Annotated in this window: 14 protein-coding genes; 7 read left to right on the top strand and 7 right to left on the bottom strand. The window is 65.8% G+C overall.

Going from position 1 to position 19,886, the window contains the following annotated elements; genetic code table 11:
• Positions 1–75 precede the first annotated feature (75 nt).
• Positions 76–4,344 carry a DNA-directed RNA polymerase subunit beta' gene (rpoC, locus tag CFB18_RS00180; protein ID WP_088569795.1) on the bottom strand — a complete coding sequence of 1,423 codons (4,269 nt, stop codon included), beginning with the start codon at positions 4,342–4,344 and terminating at the stop codon, positions 76–78.
• A 615-nt stretch (positions 4,345–4,959) separates the two neighbouring features.
• Here rpoC and CFB18_RS00175 point away from each other — a divergent pair.
• The 7 genes from CFB18_RS00175 to CFB18_RS00145 all read left to right on the top strand — a co-directional run bounded on the left by CFB18_RS00175 (position 4,960) and on the right by CFB18_RS00145 (position 8,168).
• Positions 4,960–5,340, top strand: a complete 381-nt coding sequence (locus CFB18_RS00175) for a hypothetical protein (RefSeq protein ID WP_088569794.1) — start codon at positions 4,960–4,962, stop codon at positions 5,338–5,340.
• 38 nt (positions 5,341–5,378) lie between these two features.
• Positions 5,379–5,759, top strand: a complete 381-nt coding sequence (locus tag CFB18_RS00170; protein ID WP_088569793.1) for a YtxH domain-containing protein — start codon at positions 5,379–5,381, stop codon at positions 5,757–5,759.
• A gap of 10 nt (positions 5,760–5,769) precedes the next feature.
• Positions 5,770–5,994 carry a putative signal transducing protein gene (locus tag CFB18_RS00165; RefSeq protein WP_088569792.1) on the top strand — a complete coding sequence of 75 codons (225 nt, stop codon included), beginning with the start codon at positions 5,770–5,772 and terminating at the stop codon, positions 5,992–5,994.
• A gap of 38 nt (positions 5,995–6,032) precedes the next feature.
• Entirely contained in the window at positions 6,033–6,668 is a 636-nt protein-coding gene (gene infC, locus CFB18_RS00160) for a translation initiation factor IF-3 (protein ID WP_088569791.1), read from the top strand.
• On the top strand, positions 6,646–6,858 hold the full coding sequence (locus CFB18_RS00155) for a large ribosomal subunit protein bL35 (protein ID WP_088569790.1): 213 nt from the start codon (positions 6,646–6,648) through the stop codon (positions 6,856–6,858). The genes infC and CFB18_RS00155 overlap by 23 nt, the downstream gene beginning before the upstream one ends.
• A gap of 43 nt (positions 6,859–6,901) precedes the next feature.
• A complete protein-coding gene (gene rplT, locus CFB18_RS00150) occupies positions 6,902–7,264 on the top strand; it encodes a 50S ribosomal protein L20 (RefSeq protein WP_088569789.1) in 363 nt (120 codons plus the stop codon).
• A gap of 88 nt (positions 7,265–7,352) precedes the next feature.
• Positions 7,353–8,168: a TrmH family RNA methyltransferase gene (locus CFB18_RS00145; RefSeq protein ID WP_159461485.1), complete on the top strand. Its 816-nt coding sequence runs from the start codon at positions 7,353–7,355 to the stop codon at positions 8,166–8,168.
• Here the strand turns inward: CFB18_RS00145 and CFB18_RS00140 are convergent.
• The 6 genes from CFB18_RS00140 to CFB18_RS00115 all read right to left on the bottom strand — a co-directional run bounded on the left by CFB18_RS00140 (position 8,165) and on the right by CFB18_RS00115 (position 19,884).
• Positions 8,165–8,665, bottom strand: a complete 501-nt coding sequence (locus CFB18_RS00140) for a phosphoribosyltransferase (RefSeq protein WP_088569787.1) — start codon at positions 8,663–8,665, stop codon at positions 8,165–8,167. The two genes, CFB18_RS00145 and CFB18_RS00140, sit on opposite strands and share 4 nt — an antisense overlap.
• A 64-nt stretch (positions 8,666–8,729) precedes the next feature.
• Positions 8,730–10,502: a methionine--tRNA ligase gene (gene metG, locus CFB18_RS00135; RefSeq protein WP_088569786.1), complete on the bottom strand. Its 1,773-nt coding sequence runs from the start codon at positions 10,500–10,502 to the stop codon at positions 8,730–8,732.
• A 236-nt stretch (positions 10,503–10,738) separates the two neighbouring features.
• Positions 10,739–12,946, bottom strand: coding sequence for a glycosyltransferase family 39 protein (locus tag CFB18_RS00130; RefSeq protein ID WP_088569785.1), 2,208 nt, complete (start codon positions 12,944–12,946; stop codon positions 10,739–10,741).
• Positions 12,947–12,980: 34 nt separating this feature from the next.
• The gene (locus tag CFB18_RS00125) at positions 12,981–15,236 is read right to left on the bottom strand and encodes a glycosyltransferase family protein (protein WP_088569784.1); all 2,256 of its coding nucleotides are present in this window, start codon (positions 15,234–15,236) and stop codon (positions 12,981–12,983) included.
• 13 nt (positions 15,237–15,249) lie between these two features.
• A complete protein-coding gene (locus CFB18_RS00120; RefSeq protein WP_088569783.1) occupies positions 15,250–17,508 on the bottom strand; it encodes a YfhO family protein in 2,259 nt (752 codons plus the stop codon).
• A gap of 33 nt (positions 17,509–17,541) precedes the next feature.
• The gene (locus tag CFB18_RS00115; protein WP_088569782.1) at positions 17,542–19,884 is read right to left on the bottom strand and encodes a glycosyltransferase family protein; all 2,343 of its coding nucleotides are present in this window, start codon (positions 19,882–19,884) and stop codon (positions 17,542–17,544) included.
• Positions 19,885–19,886: the final 2 nt, after the last annotated feature.

The following is a 19,886-nucleotide window of genomic DNA, read 5'->3' as shown; positions in this document are numbered from 1 at the left end:
ATCATCCCCTCCGGCGGAACAACACGGGGGGCAGGCGTTCCGGCCTGCCCCCCGTGGTATGGACTTCCGCGCTCATCACAGGTCGATGGCGGTGGTAACCGCCTCGGCCAGGGTGGGGCCGGTGCCGCCGCGGGACATGTCCTCCATCCCGCGCTTCTCGGCGTAATACTTGAAGCCGGTCCCGGCCGGGATCAGGCGCCCGATGATCACATTCTCCTTCAGGCCGCGCAGCTCGTCGATCTTGCCCTCCAGGGCCGTCCCAGCCAGCACCCGGATGGTGTGCTGGAAGGAGGCCGCCGAGAGGAAGGAGTCCGTGGCCAGGGCAGCCTTGGTGATGCCCAGCAGGACCTGACGGGCGGTGGCCGGGCGCTTGCCCTCCGCGACCAGGCGCGCGTTGATGTCCTGGAGGATCAGGCGGTCCACCAGGTCGCCGGGCAGGAAGTCCGTGTCGCCCGGGTTGATGATCTGGACCTTGCTCAGCATCTTGCGGATGATGATCTCGAAGTGTTTGTCGTTGATGTTCACGCCCTGGGAGCGGTAGACCTTCTGGATCTCGCTGAGCAAGTAGAGCTGCACGGCCTCCCGCCCGAGCAGGTTGAGGATGCGATGTGGATTCTTGGGCCCCTCGGTGAGGGCGTCGCCAGCCTTCACCTTCTGGCCCTCCTCTACCAGGAGGCGCGCCGTGGCCGGCACATCGTATTCCCGTTCCTCCCGGACCTCATAGACCACCTTGAGGGGCTCGCCCTTCCGGTAGACCACCCGGCCGCCATGCTGGGCGACGATCTGCTGGTCACCCCGGCTGGCCAGCACCTGGCCCTCGCTGACGGTCTGGCCGTCCTCCACCTTGATGGACCAGTTGCCGGGGATCTCGTAGACGTCCTCACGGAGCTCGCTCTTCACCAGGCGGATCCGCCGCAGCCCCTCCTCGGTGCGGTAGATATGGACCACGCCGTCGATGTCGGCCATCAGGCCCTCGCCCTTGGGGTGCTTGCGGGCCTCGAACAGCTCCTCGACCCGCGGCAGGCCCTGGGTGATGTCGGCCACGCCGGCCACGCCGCCGGTGTGGAAGGTCCGCAGGGTGAGCTGCGTCCCCGGCTCGCCGATGGACTGGGCGGCGATGATCCCCACGGCGGTGCCCACCTCCACCAACCGGCCCGTGCCCAGGTCGCGCCCGTAGCAGAGGGCGCAGATCCCGTAGCGGAGCTGGCAGGTCATCGGCGAGCGGACGTAGACCTCCTGCACCCCCGCCTTCTCGATGCGCTCGGAGAGCACCTCGTCGAGGAGGGTGCCGGTGTCGGCGATGAGGGCTCCGGTCTTCGGATCAAAGACGGGGGCGGCCAGGACGCGGCCGAAGATCCGCTCCTTGAGGGTCTGCCCGCCTACGTCGTCGCTCGCCCGGATCCAGATGCCGGCGCGGGTGCCGCAGTCGTAGGCATTGACGATGACGTCCTGGGCCACATCCACCAGGCGCCGGGTGAGGTAGCCCGCGTCGGCCGTGCGCAGGGCGGTGTCCGCCAGGCCCTTGCGGGCGCCGTGGGTGGAGATGAAATACTCGATGGTGGTGAGGCCCTCGCGGAAGTTCGAACGGATGGGCAGCTCGATGATCCGCCCCGCCGGGTCCGCCATCAGGCCGCGCATGCCGGCCAGCTGGGCGACCGGCTGGAAGCCACCCTTGGTGGCGCCGGAGACAGCCATGATGGTCACGTTGTTATCCGGGCTCATGGTCTGCTTGACGGCCTCGGCGATCTCATTGGTGGCCCGCTGCCAGAGGTCGACGACGCGGTTGTAGCGCTCCTCATCCGTGAGGAGGCCGCGTCGATACTGGCGCTCCACCTCGGCCACCATGGCCTCGTAGCGGGCCAGCACCTCCCGCTTGGTGGGCGGGATCTCCAGGTCGGCCACGGCGATGGTGACGCCCGAGCGGGTGGCATACTGGAAGCCGATGTCCTTCAGCCGGTCCACCATCTCCACCGTGGCCTCCGGCCCCAGCCACTGGAAGCACTGGGCCACTAGATCCTTCAGCCGGCCCTTGTCCATTGTCTCGTTCACGAAGCGCAGCGCCTCGGGCAGGGCCAGGTTGAAGAGGACCCGGCCGACGGTGGTCTCGATCAGCCGCGGGCGGGGCTGGCCGTCCGGATAGCGCTGCCCGTTCTCGTCATACACCGTCCGGGTGTAGACCCGGATGGGGGTGTGCAGGGAGATCTTCCCCAGCTGGTAGACCAGCTCCACCTCCTCCAGACTGGCGAAGACGCGGGTCGGGCCGGCAGCTCCGTTGGGCGGGCTCATCGTCAGGTAGTAGCAACCCAGCACCATGTCCTTGGTGGGCCCGACCACCGGCTCGCCGTTGGCCGGTAGCAGGAGGTTCTTGCTGGAGAGCATCAGGTTTCGGGCCTCCCAGACGGCCTTCTCGGAGAGGGGGACGTGGACGGCCATCTGGTCCCCGTCGAAGTCGGCGTTGAAGGCGGCGCAGACCAAGGGGTGGATCTGGATGGCCTTGCCCTCCACCAGCACGGGCTCGAAGGCTTGGATGCCCAGGCGGTGGAGGGTAGGGGCGCGGTTGAGCAGCACCGGCCGCTCCTTGATGACTTCCTCCAGCACCTCCCAGACCTCGGGCCGCTGGCGCTCGATCAGCCGCTTGGCCCCCTTGATGTTGGTGGCGTAGTTATACTGGATCAGCCGGGCGATGACGAAGGGCTTATAGAGCTCAAGGGCCATGGTCTTGGGAAGGCCGCACTGGTGGAGCTTCAGCTGCGGCCCCACCACGATCACCGAGCGCCCGGAGTAGTCCACCCGCTTGCCCAACAGGTTGCGGCGGAAGCGCCCCTTCTTCCCTCGCAGCATGTCGCTCAGGGACTTGAGCTCCCGGCGCCCGCGGCGGGACATGGCCTTGCCCCGCTGGGAGTTGTCGATGAGGGCGTCCACGGCCTCCTGGAGCATGCGTTTCTCGTTGCGGATGATCACGTCCGGCGCCCCCAGCTCCAGCAGGCGCTTCAGCCGGTTGTTTCGATTGATCACCCGCCGGTAGAGATCGTTCAGGTCCGAGGTCGCGAAGCGCCCGCCGTCCAGCTGGACCATGGGCCGAAGGTCCGGCGGGAGCACCGGCAGGACCCGCAGGATCATCCATTCGGGTCGGTTGCCGCTGCGAAGGAAGGCGCGGACGATCTGGAGGCGCTTGATGGCCTTCTTGCGGCGCTGCTTGGACTTGGCCTGGCGGATCTCCTGCCACAGCTCCTTGGCCATCTGTTCGAGGTCCAGGCGCTGGAGGATCTCCAGGAAGGCCTCCGCCCCCATCTCCGCCTTGAAGACCTGACCCCATTTGCTCTTCAGCTCGCGATACTTGTTCTCACCCAGAAACTGCAGGGGGGCCAGGCTCACCAGCTCGTCCCGGTCCGCCTGGATGCGCTGGCGCAGCGCCTCGATCTCCCGGGCGGCCTGATCCTTAAGGGCGGCGATCTTCTCCTCCGCCGCCTCCCGCAGCGCCTTCAGCGTCTCCTCCGTCCGGGCCAGGGCACGGGAGCGCTCCGCCGCTTCCCTCTCCTTGATCCGGTTCAGCTGTTCCTCCAGGATGCGCTTCAGGGCGGAGAGATGCTCCCGGCCCACCGTCTCCCCGGCGTCGGCGATCACCTCGCCGGTGGGCTCGAAGACGATGGGGACGCGGATGGTCTTCCCCAGCCGCTCCTCCAGGCGGGCCTGGGTGCGCTGCGCCTCCCGCATCAACGCCTCAACCTCCGCGTCCCACTTCTCCTCGATGCGAGCCTCTCGGTCCGCCAGCTTCTGGCGCTCCTTCTCTTCCAGCTTCTGGACCTTGGCCAGAAGGGTCTCGATCTCCTTCTGGTATTTGGCTTCGATGGCGCGACGCTCTCGCTCGAACTCCTCTTCCAGCCGCTTGAGGGCGCGCTGCCGCGCTTCCTCATCCACCGAGGTGATCACATACTGGGCGAAGTAGAGAACCCGATCCAGGTTGCGGCGGGAGATATCCAGCAGCAACCCCAGGTAGGAGGGAACTCGACGGGTATACCAGATATGGGCGACCGGGGCGGCCAGGGTGATATGGCCCATGCGCTCCCGGCGCACGGAGGCGCGGGTGACTTCGACCCCGCACTTCTCACAGACGATGCCTTTGTAACGGGGGCCCTTATATTTCCCGCAATAGCACTGATAATCCCGGGTCGGGCCGAAGATGACCTCGCAGAACAGCCCGTCTTTCTCCGGGCGCAGCCGGCGGTAGTTGATGGTCTCTGGCTTGGTCACCTCGCCGTAAGACCACGACAGGATCTGTTCCGGCGAGGCCAGCGAGATCCGCAGCGCACGAAACTCCTTGGCCTCCACAGGTGCCTCCTTCATCACGGCATCACGGACGATTCCGATCGATCAGGGATCCCCAGGAAGCTTTCTGCCTCTGGAGCCACCCGAGCAGTCCAGACCATCCAGCCCTTGCCCGGGCGCAGGCAAAAGCACCCCGTCGTTGGCGCGCTCCGCAAGCGAAGATCGACTCGAATGGGGATGGTCCGCTCTGGACCCCGGCGTCTGCTCCCGTGGACGGGAAGTCCGGATTCATGTCGGGCAGGATTCGGGAAAGAGGCGCACCGCGCTCACCTTCTCCCGCCGTCCGCTTCCACCCATGTTCTGTAAAAGACAACAAGAGAACCTACCCTGACCTTCCGGGGCCAGGGCCGCGGTTCTCGTGAACGGTTGGGATGGAGAGATCGGGTCTTCATGAGGCTAAACCTAACTATACGCAGGGGCCCGCATTTTGTCAAATCCGGCGCCCCCGCTGCATGCCCGATGGAGCCGGGGGCCTCCCCACCGACCTTGCCGGGTTCGAGTGAGTCGGAGGCCTGTTCATTCGAGCGGATTCCTGCGCGGATCAGGTATAATGAAGCCGGGTGGCAGTTCGGGTGGAGAGGCGGCAGGCTCCTTCCCGAGATCATCCTGCAGCGTGGGGAACCTATGCGTGCGATGCCCCGCTGGTTCTGGATCCTGATCGGCCTGGCGGTCGCCAGCGCGATGGGAGCCGTTCTCGTTTTCCTTTACACCCATCCGGCGGCCGCCGCCGTCCTCCGGGACATCTTGATCATTGCCTTGGCGATGCAATTGACGTTGCTCGCTGCGGTGACGACGTTCCTGATCTACCGCCTGATCCGTCTGGTCGACTGGCTGCAGGAGGAGGTCCGGCCGATCCTGAGCCGCGCGCAGGAGACGGTGAACACGGTGCACGGCACCAGCGCCTTCCTGAGCCGGCGTCTGGCCCGGCCGGTCATCGAGGCCGCCGGCATGGCGGCCGGGGTTGCCCATGCGCTGAGGACCTTTGTCCGTCTGTTGCGAGGCCGGGCCTCCTGACGCAGGGGTGCCCATCCTGATGAACGAGGAGGTCTATCATGGCAGCGCGGGAGAGCGGTGGGGAGTTCGGCGCGTTCCTTGCTGGATTTCTGACGGGGGCTCTGGTCGGAGCGGTGGTGGCCTTGCTGTTCGCCCCTCGCTCGGGTGAGGAGACCCGGCGGCTGCTGCAGGAGCGGGGGATCGAGCTGAAGAGCCAGGCGGAGGAGGTGGCGAGCCAGACCCGCTCCCAGATTGAAGCGGCCCTCCTGGAAGCCCGGCGCCGGGCTGAGGAGGCCGCCGCGGAGGCCCGCCGGCGAGCGGAGGAGATGCGGAAGTGGCTGGAGGAGAGCCGGGCGCAGATGGAGCAGATGCTCGCCCAGGCCCGGGGTGCCCCTTCCGCTCCCGCCGGGGGATCCCCCACGGAAGGCCCTTCGGCCTGAGGAGGGCCGGTTGACAGAGGCCGAGTGGATCATCGTCTATGAGGCCGGGAGCCTGATCGAAGGCCAAATGATCCAGGCCCGGCTTCAGGGAGAAGGGATCCCGGCGCGGCTGCGGTATGAAGCCCTCCACGCGGTGATCGCTCCCGTCTTCAGCCCGGTGGAGGTGCAAGTGCCGCCGGCCTGGGCGGAGGCGGCCCGTCGGGTGCTGTCGGAACCGGAAGGCTTCGAAGGATGAGACTCGGGTTCGGCCCCGGTTGACGTCCGGGCGGCCCCATGTTATCATCTTCCCGGCATCCTGTTCCGGGGAAGGAGGCGCATATTTCCGCCCGAAAGTATCGCGTGAATGAGGCCATCCGGGCCCGTCAGGTCCGGTTGATCGGCCCGGATGGGAAGCAGATCGGTGTGGTTTCCCTGGTGGAGGCCCTGGCCCTGGCCCGCCAGCACGGCCTGGACCTGGTGGAGGTGGCCCCCCAGGCGGATCCCCCGGTCTGCCGGATCATGGACTACGGCAAGTTCATGTATGAGCAGGCGAAGAAGGAACGGGAGGCGCGCAAGGCCCTCAAGCAGATTGTGGTTAAGGAGATCCGCCTGCGGCCGACCACCGATCCCCATCACGTGGGGTTCAAGGTGCGGGACGCTCGTCGCTTCCTCACCGACGGCAACAAGGTGAAGGTCCAGGTTCGGATGCGCGGGCGGGAGATGACGCACCTGCAGCTGGCCACGGATATGTTGCAACGTTTTGCCGAGCAGGTGGCCGACGTGGGGATGGTGGAGATCCCCCCGAACATGGAGGGCCAGAGCATGGTGATGGTGCTGGCCCCCCTGCGTCGGAAGGGGAGCCAGCCGGCGGAGCGGAAGACCGAATCCAGCCCGGAGGTGATGGAAGGTGCCCAAGATTCGAACCCATAAGGCGACCGCTAAGCGGCTGCGTTATACCGGGAGCGGCAAGCTGGTGCGGGCCAAGATCGGCCGCAGCCACTTGCGCCGTAAGCGCGCCAAGCGCACTAAGCGGCTCTACGATGAGATGCTCACGGTGACCGAGCCCTTCGTCTATAAGATGGTGAAGCGGCTGGCACCCTATCTGGATCGGAAAGATTGAAGGACGATGCGGACATCTTTTGATCGGATCGGGGGGAGTTCGAATGACCCGGGTTAAGAGCAGCGTCACCAACCGTCGTCGCCACAAGAAAGTGCTCAAGATGGTGGAAGGCCAGCGGGGATCCCGCAGCCGGCATTACCGGCGGGCCCATGAGGCGATGATCAAGTCCCTGGCTTATGCTTACCAGCATCGGCGGGAGCGCAAGCGGGATTTCCGTCGGCTCTGGATCATGCGCATCAACGCTGCCGCCCGCCAGAACGGGCTCTCTTATAGCCGGTTCATCGCCGGCCTGCGGGCGGCCGGGATCTCGCTCAATCGCAAGGTCCTGGCGGATCTGGCGGTGCGGGACGCGGCGGCCTTTGCCCGCCTGGTGGAGACGGCCCGTCAGGCCCTGGGCCTCGCCTGAACGGGTTTGGGCCTCGCCTCCTTCGATGCCGGCGCCGACAGGGTGCCGGCATCGGTTTTTCCGGAGGAGATGCCCGAGGGCGGCGAGGATGCTTCGGATCACCAGCCCCGCCAACGAGAAGGTGAAGCGGGTGCGGGCGCTTCTGGAACAGCGGAAGGCCCGCCAGGCTTACCGTCAGATGGTTCTGGAAAGCCCGCGTCTGATCGACGAGGCCCTTCGCTTCGCCCTTCGGCACCCGGACTACCGTCTGGCGTTCGCCTTCTACGCTGAGCCCACCCCCCGGGCTCAGGAGACCCTTGCCCGCCTGCAGGCAGCAGGGGTCCCCTGTTATGAGGTCACCCCGGCCATCCTCCGGATGTGCACGGACGCCGAGACCCCCCAGGGCCTGATCGCAGTGGCCCCCATCCCGGAGCTGCCGTGGCCGGCCGCTCCGACCTTCCTCCTGCTGCTGGATCGGGTTCAGGAGCCGGGCAACGTCGGCGCGGTATTGCGAAGCGCCGCGGCCGCCGGGGCGGAGGGAGTGCTCATCCCCCCGGGGACGGCAGACCCGTGGCATCCGAAGGCGGTGCGGGCGGGAGCGGGAGCCCACTTCGTCCTGCCGGTGCGTCGGATCTCGTGGCCGGAGCTCCCCCAGCAGGTCGAGGGCACGGCCCTCTGGCTGGCCACCCCAGAGGGGGAGCGCACCTACTGGGAGGTGGACTGGCGGGAGCCCGTGACCCTGGTCCTGGGCGGCGAGGCCGCCGGCCCCGGCCCGCAGGTCCGGAGCCTTCCCCATCGCACCGTGCGCATCCCCATGGCCCGGGGGATGGAGTCCCTGAACGTGGCGGTGGCCGCGGCGCTCCTGCTCTACGAGGTGGCCCGGCAGCGCGGATGGGGGCGCGTGGCCGGATCCGAAGGGGGCTAACCGAGAGGCTCCATCGGACGGACCCCCTCGGTGCCGCGGCGCAGCTCCCAGGGATAAATGATGTAGGCGTCGGTCACGGCCGCGTAATACGTTGGCCCGTGGCGGAAGAGGGACTCCCGGGGCTTGTAATGCAGCACGGCGGTCTCCGGATATCCTCCAGCGGCCTCCACGCGGCTGCGGACGGTGTTGATGGTGCGGCCGCTGGCCCACACGTCATCCACGATGAGCACCCGTCGGCCCCGCAGCAGCTCATCCTCCGGGAACTGCAGGAAGGTCGGCCATGTGAACAACTTGACCCGGCTCAGGTCCTGGGCCTCCGGGAAGCGGACCGCGGCGGTCAGGATGTATTTGATGTCCAGGGCCTCGGCGATCATCCCTCCGGGGACGATGCCGCCCCGGGTGATCATGAGCAGGGCATCGAAGGGCCCCCGCAGCTGGGGCAGCAAGTGGTCGATCAGCGCCTCGACATCTCCCCATGAGAGGATCTCCCGTCGCATCGATTCGCTCCTGCCCTTAGGTTGAATGGGGGGCGCCTGACCCGGAACCGGCGAGCGAGGGAGCCTATGCCGTCGGCTGGCCCAGGCGAGCCCGTTCCTCCTCGGCGCGTCCCTCATCGATCTTCTCGAACAGCGGGCGGATCTCCCTCAGGCGCTGGCCGGGTGTCAGCCGGCTGGGCTCCCAGCGGATCCGCGGGTCGGCCTCGTATGTGAGGACGAGGTGCTCCCGGGTCCGCTCGGCCACCGCGCGCACCGTCAGCCGCCCCACCAGGTCTCCCTCGTAGCCGAGCATCTCGTGGACCCGCTGGCTGGAGAAGGGAAGGAAGGGCGCGAACATGATCTTCAGGCTGTCGATGGCCCGCATGGCCACGTAGAGGGTGGTGGCCGCCCGGTTTCGATCCTCGCGGATCTCCTTCCAGGGCTCCCGCTCGTTCAGGTAGCGGTTCACCTCGGCGGCCAGTCCCATCACCGTCTCCAGGGCCTGTCGGAAGCGACAGCCCTCGATCAGGCGCCCCACGGTTTCGAAGGAGACGTCCACCCGGGCCAGGACCTCGGCGTCGCGCGGTTCCATCCGGCCGGGCATGGGCACCTGGCCGTCGAAATGGCGGGCGGCGAAAGTGAGCACCCGATGGACCAGGTTACCCCAGATGGAGAGGAGTTCCTCGTTGTTGTGGCGGATGAAATCGATCCACCGGAACTCCGAATCCTGGGTTTCCGGCATGATCGCCGTCAGGTAATACCGCAGGGCGTCCACGGCGTAGCGGGATGCGGCGTCCAGGGCCCACACAGCCCAGTTGCGGCTGGTGGAGAACTTGTCCCCCTCCAGGTTGAGGAACTCGTTGGCCGGGACGTCGTAGGGGAGGGTGAAGCGCCGGGACGGGTCCTCCTCATAGAGGCGGCCGGTGCCGATCAGCTGGGCCGGCCAGATGATGGTGTGGAAGGGGATGTTGTCCTTTCCGATGAAATAGACGATCTTCGCCGCCGGATCATACCACCAGTCCTTCCAGGCCTCAGGGCGGCCCTGCAGGGCGGCCCACTCGATGGTGGCGGAGAGGTAGCCGATGACGGCCTCGAACCAGACGTAGAGGACCTTCCCCTCGAATCCCTCCAGGGGGACCGGGATGCCCCAGTCCAGGTCGCGGGTGATGGGACGGGGCTGGAGGCCCTGGCGGATGTAGTTCAGGGTGAAGGTCAGGACGTTGGGGCGCCAGTAGCCTTTGTCCCGGAGGTAGTTCAGGAGCGGCTCGGTGAAAGCCGGCAGGTTGAAGAAATAGTGCTCCGTCTCCCGCAGCACCGGGGTGCTGCCGTCGATTCGGCTGCGGGGATGGATGAGCTGGGTGGCCTCCAGCAACGTCCCGCATCGCTCGCACTGGTCCCCCCGGGCCCGCTCGTAGCCGCAGATCGGGCACGTGCCCTCAATGTAGCGATCAGGAAGGAAGCGACGGGAGACCTCCGAGTAGAACTGGCGCTGGGTCTGCCGGAACAGATAGCCGTTCTCCAACAGGCGCAGGAACATGTCCTGGGAGACCCGATGATGGTTCTCCGTGTCAGTGTGGGTGAAAAGATCGAAGGAGATGCCGTACTTCTGCCAGGTCTCCAGGAAGACCCGATGATAGCGCTCGAACAGCTCCCGGGGCGAGATCCCCTCCCGATCCGCCTGGACGGTGATGGGGGTCCCGTGGGAATCCGAACCGGAGACCATGAGGACCTGGTTTCCTTTCAGGCGGTGGTAGCGGGCGAAGATGTCCGCCGGCAGGTAAGCGCCGGCGATATGCCCGAGATGCAGGGGGCCGTTAGCGTAGGGCCAAGCCACGCACACCAGCACCTTCTCCGCCATTGAGCACCTCCGGATCGCGTGAAGGGTCTTGGCGTCTCTCGTTCCGGAACCCTGAAACAAAAACCGCCGGCCGAGGCCGGCGGTCGGCGGGCGAAACCCACCCGGCAGTCGGGGGGGCCTCAGGCCCCCGACCGCGGGGATTCTCTCCTCATCATCCGCTCCTCTTCTCGCAAATGCATGTCAGACCCCTTCTGGTCTTTCCCTAAATTTTAACGGGATCTCGACGTTCTAACAACTCAGCGTGGAAAGCGATTCAGGAACACCCATCCATAAACCCAGCCCGTGTCAGCCGGGAAAATCCATACAGGGCGCCCTATAATGCGATGGCCTTCGTAGAGAATCTCTAAAACGCTCAAAGCAGGTCGGGTGCCCGAAAGCGGGGGACTGATCCAGATCTCTGTAAGCCATCCCGGCGTTACCACTGTGGCATCTGGAATTCGATATGCGCGTTGCAGAGGTATGGATCCATCAGGGGTGCGCAGCATCACTTGCCATCCTGAGACGCGGGCATAGCTCCGACTGCGCCAGCGCACCTGAACTTCCAGCCGCCACCCATCGATACCTTGGACCATGCGGGCTACAGGAGGTTCTACTTCTACGGGGCCGGCAGAGAGGCTCCCGACACGCGCGGGATCAACGCGCGGGTGGACCTCTATCTCTCCGATGATCAGAGAATCGCTGGCACCTCCCTCCAGAGGAAGCCTGGGAAATCCGGGAGCTCCGGTCGGATACCAGCCGATCTGAAGCCGATACCTGCCGGGAGGTGTGTAAAGAGGGATCAACAGGCTGCGATGCACTTCAATGGTTTGACCGGGAGCCCAGTGCTGGACTCCAGGCTCCGGCTCTGCATCCCAATTTGACCAAAGCTGGCCATGCTCATCCACCAGGTGCAGAAAGAGCGTCCATCGGCTTGTGAGGGGACGATCTGTGCTCATGCGAAGGGCGATGCGGAGCGGATGACCGGGTTTGGCGCTTTCATCGATCCGGCCGATCGCTTGGAGCTGTAATCCGTTTTCCCATCTGACAGTGAATGGATCCCAACGGACGGGCTGGGCTTTTCGGGTGAAGTGAATGACGGTCGCTCGACGCTCGGGGACGAAGTGGTCGATCTCCGTGTAAAAGTCAACGGTGTGAGTCCGCTGGAGATCGGTGACCCACTCCTCCCAATTACCTCGGTAGAGGGTTACCCCGATGAACCAGAAGGATGGGTGTTGTGAAAGGACGATGGCACGCTGACGGGGATCATTCCAGTCGTAAGAGCGGAATCTTGGATACTCTGGCCAAAGAGAATGCCACCAGGCCTGGATCAGAATGGGGTCCTCGCCCCCAAGGATTTGCATGGCTGCGATCTCTTTCGTATCCCCGGCATCCGGGAAGCTCTGGATAAGGGGCATTGCAGGCAAACTGATCAGGCCCGGCACGAGGAAGGTTATGACAAACCACCGCGCTCGAAGCGCAATCGGGGTGATGACCCACACGAGGAAAGGGATAAGGACCATCGCGAAGTATCTTGCACCGAAGAAGGGCCATCGCAATGCGATTCCGGCTCCCATCGCCAGGGGCAACCACGAAACCATCCCGATCAGTCGCCATTGAACAGGGAGAGGAGCTCGTTTCCGAGGCTCTTTGCATATCCACACGGCGAGAGCTCCCAGCGCGGTGGCCAGCCCCGCTGCTCGGGCGAAGTGTCCATCGCTCAGAGGGCCGGTTAGCCAGCTGGCCCAGAAGTGCTCAAGGACCTCCCAGGGCCGAGGTCGCACCGGGATCGCCGAAAGGTTGCGCACCGTGTTTTCCAGGCTTCCAGGATAGGCCCAAAGGAGCCAGAACCCGAAGGCGCTCCACAACAGCGTGGAGAGCGTCAGCCCGACCTGCCAGCCCCGGGGGCGGTAAAGCCCGAGGATCAAGATCTGTGCAAGAAGCAGCAGAACGCTGTAATAGTGGATGAACAGCAGAGCCCCCTGAAGGATGATCCATATCAACCACCGGCGGGGGGAGGGGCGCCGCAGCAAGAGCAACCATACCCATGTCGATGCAGCGCCCAGGGCGATCACGCTCCCATACATACGGATCAGGAAAAGCTGGAAGATGAAAAAGGGATTTAAAGCGAGCAGAATAGCGGCCCACATCCCGACGCGGGGCCCCGCCGCTTGCTTGCCGAGTTGGAAAGCCAACGGGAGCGCAGTCAGTCCCAGGAGGATAGAAAGCACCCGATAGGCATAAGGCCGGTCAAAGCCGCTCATCTCCCACCATAAATGGACCAGCCAGTAATAAAGTGGGGGATGGCTGTCCCGCGTCAGATTGCGGGCGATCTCGATCACCCCATAAGAGGAAGCCTGCCAGAGCACATGCTTCTCATCGATCTGAGCGAGCTCAGGAGGCATCAAGGCCAGCGTAACCCAGAATGTCAGCGGTATAGTTGCCAGCACTCCCCAGCGCATGCTCATAAAACCGTTCCCTCCATAGGATGAGCCTTTGCAATTATGGCATTCGATTCCAGAAAACCCAGCTGTAGTTCCAGCGCCAGCGCTGGCGGGACAGGGTGTAGGCGGGGATCTCAGCCTCTCCGCGGGGGCACCGCACGATCAGCCGGCGTGTGCGAAGATCCGGCGGGATCTCTCCCTCCCAGACTCCGACAACGGCCTCACCCGCAGCATACCGGACGTCGAGGGCGGAGGATGTCTGCCACGCCAGTTGTTGCACGCCTCTGTCGGTCTCCACGATCACCTCCGGCAGCCCCGCCCCTGCGGCTTCCACCCGCCAGGCCGCCTGAACCCAGAGGCGATCCGGCCGGCCCGACTCCGGGAAGATGTCCGGCCCCTCCTGCCGGTAAGACGTCAAGCGCATCACTGTGAGGCGGCTCAGGAGCAGGTCCCCGCACCGCCACCCGTCCCGGCTGTCGAGCCAGGCCGGGCGGGGGGTGATGGACACAGTTCCCAGCCGGGCCACGTCCTCGCCGGTTCGGGTGCGCAGGCGGGGCCATCCATTGGACCCCGTCGGATAGGCCCCGGCGGTCACCGGATAAACCCCTGCCGGCAGCCAGGTGGGGACCTGGAGGGCGTGCCAGAAGGTGACAGAAGCTCCCGGCTGCATCGCCGGGGTGGGGATGGGCGGCTCCGCGTCGCTGCCGGCGATCCACCGGCCGGCGGGATCCAGCAGGTGAACGAACAGGGTGTAGGGCTGCGAGATGGGGGCGGCGGCGCGCAATCGCAGGCCCACCCGCAGGATCCCCGGCGGGCCCTGGAGCTCCAGGGCCGCCGCCTCGAGGACCAGCCCGCCCTCGAAGGAGACGGAGAGCGGTTGCCACGAGGGGGCCTCCGGCGGAGGGACGTAGCGCACGAGGGCGGCGTCCGCCGGCGCGGGCCATTCTTTCTCCACGGTTCGGATCCAGCCGGCCAGGGCCCCCTCGAGGACCTCCCAGTTCCCGCGATAGGCCGGGACGCCGAGGAGCCAGACGACCGGACGGTCGCGGAGGGCCTCCCGCCAGCGGGCTTCCTCGTTGAGATCGAAGAGATGCCATGGCGCGTCGGGCGCATACATTAGCAAGGCTTGATAGTGCCAGGGGGCCTGGACCACCACGACCTCCCCCGGGGCGACGCGTTCGAGGAGCGCCGTCACGACCTCCGCATACCAGGGGTTGTTTTCGGGCAGAGCGGTGTAAGCGAGGATGGTCCGGGAGAGGCCGATCAGCCCGAGCAGCCCGGCACATCCGACGGCGAGGGCTTGGACCCGGCGGGGGGAGTGGACCAGGATGAGGGCGAGGGCCAGAAGGAGCGAGGGCAGGGCCACCACCCCGTAGCGCGCGGCGAAGAAGTTGTAGCGCCAGCCGACCAGAAGGAAGCCGGCCAGCGCGAGGCTTCCCGTCAGGAGCGGGAAACCCAAAGCGGGGAGCCCGCGGCGGATCGCGATGCTTAGCGCCCAAGCCAGGATGAGGAGCATCGCGCTGCCGGCCGCGAGGGCGAAGCGGGCATCCGCGGCCCATCCGCTCCAGAGGGTGAGCCAGAGGTTCCCCACCATCTCCAGCGGGCTGGGATGGATGCCGGGGTTCCCTTGATGGCGGATCACGATGGCCAGGGCAGGGGCCAGGGCGAAGTAAGCCCATAGCGCGCCGGCCAGCCCGGGCAGGATCACACCGGGCCAGGCCGCCTGCCTGCGTCGACCCGCTCCGGGCCGTCGCAGGAGCCAGATGAAAGCGGCAGCGATCAGGAAGACCCCGTAATAGAACGTGAAAAGCAGGGCGAGGCCCGCCAGCCCCCACGCCAGCCCGCGGGCAAGGGTTGGACGGCGGTCGGCTTTCGCGGCAAGCCAGAGGGTCAGGGCGCTCAGCATCAGCGTGAGGGGGTAAGCGCGCAGGAACATCATCAGACCGGCCAGGAAGGGGTTGAAAGCCAAGAGGGCCAGAAGCGATATCCCGGCTCGTTCCCCCCCAAGCGAGCGGGCCAGCCGGAACATCACCGGATAGAAAGGGAAAGCGAGGAGGAGACCGATGAGGTAAAGCATGGGAACGGAGCGGAAGAGGGGGAGCTGCTGGATCGCCCAGAGGAGAACGGGATAAAGGGGGGGCTGGCCGTCCAGGCGCAGCCCGGTGGCGATGAGGCCGGGGAGATCGTGGGTGCGGATGGCCCAGAGGACGTAGGCCTCATCGTTGTGGGCCGGGACGGGCCGCCAGAGGGCCAGGGCCAGAGCCCAGGCGACGAGGAGAAAGGCGTGGATCATCCCGACGGGGGTGCGCGACATCCGCGGGAACTCCTCATGATTGCGCTGGATGGCCGACGCGACGCCTCATCCTCCAGAGCGTGAGCGGCCACAGGAAGAACACGGTGAGGCCGCTGATCCCCGTCCCGATGTAAAACGAGATGGGCCGGAACCGGAAGACGACCTCGTTCTCCCCTGCGGGCAGATACACGGCCATCAGCACGCCGTCCGCGCGCCGCAGCGGGGCGGGGCGGCCGTTGATCGTCACCGTCCATCCGGGATACCACGGGTCGCGGGTGATGAGCAGCCCCGGGCGGCTCAGACGCGCCCGATAGCGAGCCTCGGTGGCGGTCCGGTGCAGGAGCTGGACCTCGTCCGGCCCTTCGATGGCGGTGGCATCCAGCGGCTCGGCGGGGCCCAGCACCACCGCCTCCTCCGCCGGGCGGAACGCAGGATCCCGGAGCGCGGCCAGCATCTCCTCCACTGTTTTCACCGGGCGGACCGCACGCACCACCCAGGCCCATGGGAGAGGAGGGTCCAGCCGGTAGATGCGGGTGACCTCGTTCCCCTGGGGGATCTCCTGAAGCAGGGTGGCGGTGCGCCCCAGGGCGTGCATGTCCGGGAGCTCTCGTCCCCAGGTGATCACGTAACGCACCCCCAGCAGCCACCACTGCATGGGCTCCGGGGTTTGCTTCAGAAAACTGAAATACGGTTCCGGATGGATGGAGGTCGCCCCCCGGATGTCCTCTTCCCCCAGCCAGCAGCCGTAGTGATCTGGAAGCCGGTATTCATCGAAGAAGCGAAAGGGCCGGTGGGGGTCCTGGGCCATCCAGGCGGCGGCCGGGTGATCCGGATAGATTGAGGCAGGAGGCACGGCATCCAGATAGCGGTTGAAGGCGGCGAGGTTGAGGCTGGCCAGTCCAAGGGCTGCGAGGGCCAGCCCGCGTCGGTTGCGCCAGCCCCGAGCGCGGGCCTGCCACCATCCCCATGTTCCCAGGGCGAACAGGAGGCTCAGGCCGACCTCCTGGGGCAAGCGCCGGTGGTCGCTGGGGTCGATCCCCTGGCGGGCCAGAAAGGTGACCACAGGCAAGCTGAGGGCGAAGGTCAGCGCCATCGCCCCGCTGATGCGGGTCCCTGCGGAGAGGATCCAGCGGCGCGCGCGGGGGAGGCCGCGCAGCAGGGCCGCCAGCCCGTGGGCGCTCAGGGCGGCGAGAGCGAGGGAGACCCAGAGGGCGTGCCGCTCTTGGCTGCGGGTGGTGGCGTAGAAGGGGACGAGCTGGAAGAATACCTCATAAAGCGGGAAGTTGGCCCCGAAGGAGAGGAGGAGGCCGGCCAGCCCGATCCCAGCCCAGAAACGAGCCTCTCGCCCGCCCCGGGCCAGAGCCGGGATGAGAAGGGTGAGGGGAAGGAAACCCGAATACAGAGGCTGCCAGTGGCTCACCAGGCCGGGCTGGAGGAGCTGGAGGACATCCTGGACCGGGAAGCCGGTGCCGGATTCCGGGAAGGGCAGGCGCACGCGATTGGAGTGCCGGTAATATTCCAGGGTGGGGAGGAGCTGGATCGCGGAGGTGCCGAGGATCAGCACGCCGATCCATGCCGCGTGCCGGAGGGCCTTTCGGTCTGCAAGGCCTCCGGGAAGCGAGAGACAGAAGATGAAGTAGGCGAGGCCTAGGAGGAAGATGTAAAGGGTCATTTGGGGGTGGCCGATCATCAGGATGAAGATCCCCGCGGCTCCGGTCGCGAGGGCTCCCGCGACCGTTCGGCCCTCAGCCAGGGCGCGCAGCCCCAGCAGGAGCAACGGCGCCCAAGCGGAAGCCTGGACGATAGAGACTTGCAGGATCGGATAGCCGGTCAGATATCCTCCGAAAGCGAAGCCGATCGCTCCCATCAGGCCGCCCCACGGGCTCCCCGTTTCCCGGGCGAAGAGGGCATAAGCGGTCACCCCTGCGATCCACAAGTGGATCAGGGATTCGAGATGGAAGGCGTCCAGGGAGGCGTGGGAAGCTCCCCCCAGCAGCGACGGGATCAGGGTGATCCAGGTCCCCGGATAGAAGAGGGCGGACTGAGGGTAGGCCTGGTAGGGATAGCCGCTGAAGAGGCAGAGGACGCGGAGAGGGAACTCGCCGACCCGGAGGGCCCGGTAGGCCAGGTCTCGGAACACGTAGTAAGTGTGGGTGAAATCTCCTAAGGCCAGCATGAGCCGGTCGGCCGGCACAGGGGTCAGATACCGCCACACGAACAGCCACCAGAGCGCGGTGATCCAGAGCAGGGCGAGGCCTATCTTTAGATGGTTCGAAAGGCGACGAATAGGCATCTGGAACCTCCCAGCGATGGGGATCGGCCCGGCTTATGGCAGAACACCCACTGTGGCGAGCGGGTAGTGATCCTGCTCATGGACGTGGATCCGCTCCAAAGCAGGCCATTCATAGCGTCCGATCACCAGGCGATAAGCGCCCGCAGGCAAATCCTCCGGGATGCGGAGATCGAAGCGATCCCAAACCGATTCCCAAGGCTCCCATTGTGAGGGAGGATGGCGTTCTTCCAACAGAGGATGGTCATCCTGGGCGATAAGATGTTCATCTTCTCCCCATAGATGGATGAAGGTGACAACGGGTCCTGGGTTCTCCCGCGTGTCCGCGTGCATCCGAACCCAGGAGGTCAATACGCGAAGCGTCTCCCCAGGGCGAACCTGTGGCCCCGGATCTAACCACACACCGGTTAAGGCGATGCCGTCATCCCAGACCAGGGGGCCCGGGATCAGTAGACTCTGCCAGCGCCCTAAGAGCGATGGGATGTCCACGGTCGCCACACGAATTGTGTCCTCTCCGGACGCGGGGCTCCGAATGGGATATCGGGCCATCGTCATGGGATGGTATAACCCGATGGCGACCTGCTGAAGGCCGGGAGGCATCTCGGAGGGCAGTCGGATACCTGCGAAGGGCATGATGGGAACGCCGGTAGGCCAGTCGGCGATCGGGTATAGGCCCCGCGCCAGCGGCACATCCTCCTGGGCGATCAGCCGGCCGAAGCGGTCATGCATGTGATGGGAGATTTTGACCGGTTCCCGGATCGGCCCTGTGCGTTCCCACACTGTTGTGATCCGAAGGATGCGGTCTCGGGAGTGGGGGGGCCAAATCTGGATGCCTCGTAACCGGATGCCCGGCGCAAAATCCACAGGGCGTTCGAGGGCGGGAGCCGGTGGGGATTGGGGAGGGCAGGATATGCGATAGCGATAGAGGCGCAGGCCCCCCACGGCATCTCGTTCCTCCTCGAAGCCGTTCCAGAGCAGCCAGCGCGGGAACAGCGCCAAGGGATCCACGATGTCGTCCTGCCAGGCGATCAGCCACAGCCTTCGCTCGCCGGTGCACGCTGAAAGAAGGGGTGAAAGCCAGCCGGATACGATCTCATCGTTGGTGACCATCGTCTGCGGCCCATCGATGAGGGGCAGCGCGAGCGAGCTCTGAGCCCAGTAATATCGAATCCCATAATGGCCGCGCAAGGTGAACAGGAGATCGCCTTCTTGAGCCTGCTTCTTTAACAAGGCGACCAAATCCCTTTCTGCATGGACGCCTTTCACTGCCGCATCCCATTGAGAGAGTGCCGCTTGCAGTCGGTTGACGGATAAGGCGATCGGCAACAGCGGCCCCAGGTAAGCCAGCGCCTTTCTTGCTCCTGCCGGGCGGACCCGGGCGCTCCATCGCCATAGGAGAGCGATCCCACGTCCGACACCGATCCCCATGAAGGGGAGGACGTAGAGAACGTGCCGCGGGGCGAAGTTGAGGAGATTGCTTCGGATCCCTGCCATCACAATCAAGGCGATGGTTAGGCTTCCCACAGTCAGCCAGCGCCAGCGGGAGGCCACCGCGTGCCCTGTAGGACGCATTCCGATGAGCCACAGGCCCAGCATCAGGGCGACCTCTGGGGGAGAGGACCCCGGGGCATGGGCCTCCATCAGCGATCGGAGAGCAAGACCCATGGTCTGGATCCCCTGAAGCGGGTGATCGGCCAGGTCCTGGGACTGGGGCATAAAGAGGCCCGTAGATATGCCGCCGAGGGCCATCCAGGCTCCTGTGCCGAGCCCCCACAGCCCCAGCGCCAAGAGGGCCTTCGCTCTCATCCAGCCCCGCGTATAGCTCAGCAGCAGCCCCATCTCCACAGCTAGGAAGAAGACGGTGTAGTAGTGGGTCATCAAGAAGGTGAAGCTCGAGAGGAGCCATAGCCCCCACCGGTTCCAGGAGCCCGGACGACGCAGCCAATCTTCCATCGTCCACCACGAGAGAAGGGCCAGAAAGGCGGCCTGTGTATACATACGGGCCTGTCTGGTTTGCTCCAGCCACAGGGAGGAGAGCAGAATCGCTCCCATCCCGATGCATCCTCCGGGCGGCTCGAATCGGAGCCGATAATATGCCCGCCACGCCAGGGCCAGGGCAAGCAGCGCGAAGGCGCTGGAGGGCCAGCGCAAGGCAAACTCCGTTTCCCCTGCGATGCGGATCCACATATGATCGAGGAGCGGGCGAAGAGGAGGATGGCGATCCTGTGCCGCTTTCCTGAGCCCCTCCTCCAGAGACATGCGGGCCACCCACCCGCTCCATCCCTCATCGAACCAGATAGCGGGCCGGTGGAGATCCCGCCAGGCAAGCCCGCTGGCCGCCAGCAACAGGAAAAGGACAATCCACCGCTCTCCCCGCATCG

The organism is Thermoflexus hugenholtzii JAD2 (assembly GCF_900187885.1).
Classification (GTDB): domain Bacteria; phylum Chloroflexota; class Anaerolineae; order Thermoflexales; family Thermoflexaceae; genus Thermoflexus; species Thermoflexus hugenholtzii.
This window is presented reverse-complemented; position numbering and strand designations above follow the sequence as displayed.

Excerpts from the sequence above, each read along its gene's own strand:
- rpoC (WP_088569795.1), bottom strand. The coding sequence starts at position 4,344 with ATGAAGGAGGCACCTGTGGAGGCCAAGGAGTTTCGTGCGCTGCGGATC.
- CFB18_RS00175 (WP_088569794.1), top strand. The coding sequence starts at position 4,960 with ATGCCCCGCTGGTTCTGGATCCTGATCGGCCTGGCGGTCGCCAGCGCG.
- CFB18_RS00170 (WP_088569793.1), top strand. The coding sequence starts at position 5,379 with ATGGCAGCGCGGGAGAGCGGTGGGGAGTTCGGCGCGTTCCTTGCTGGA.
- infC (WP_088569791.1), top strand. The coding sequence starts at position 6,033 with ATGTTATCATCTTCCCGGCATCCTGTTCCGGGGAAGGAGGCGCATATT.
- rplT (WP_088569789.1), top strand. The coding sequence starts at position 6,902 with ATGACCCGGGTTAAGAGCAGCGTCACCAACCGTCGTCGCCACAAGAAA.
- CFB18_RS00145 (WP_159461485.1), top strand. The coding sequence starts at position 7,353 with ATGCTTCGGATCACCAGCCCCGCCAACGAGAAGGTGAAGCGGGTGCGG.
- CFB18_RS00140 (WP_088569787.1), bottom strand. The coding sequence starts at position 8,665 with ATGCGACGGGAGATCCTCTCATGGGGAGATGTCGAGGCGCTGATCGAC.
- metG (WP_088569786.1), bottom strand. The coding sequence starts at position 10,502 with ATGGCGGAGAAGGTGCTGGTGTGCGTGGCTTGGCCCTACGCTAACGGC.
- CFB18_RS00130 (WP_088569785.1), bottom strand. The coding sequence starts at position 12,946 with ATGAGCATGCGCTGGGGAGTGCTGGCAACTATACCGCTGACATTCTGG.
- CFB18_RS00125 (WP_088569784.1), bottom strand. The coding sequence starts at position 15,236 with ATGTCGCGCACCCCCGTCGGGATGATCCACGCCTTTCTCCTCGTCGCC.
- CFB18_RS00120 (WP_088569783.1), bottom strand. The coding sequence starts at position 17,508 with ATGCCTATTCGTCGCCTTTCGAACCATCTAAAGATAGGCCTCGCCCTG.
- CFB18_RS00115 (WP_088569782.1), bottom strand. The coding sequence starts at position 19,884 with ATGCGGGGAGAGCGGTGGATTGTCCTTTTCCTGTTGCTGGCGGCCAGC.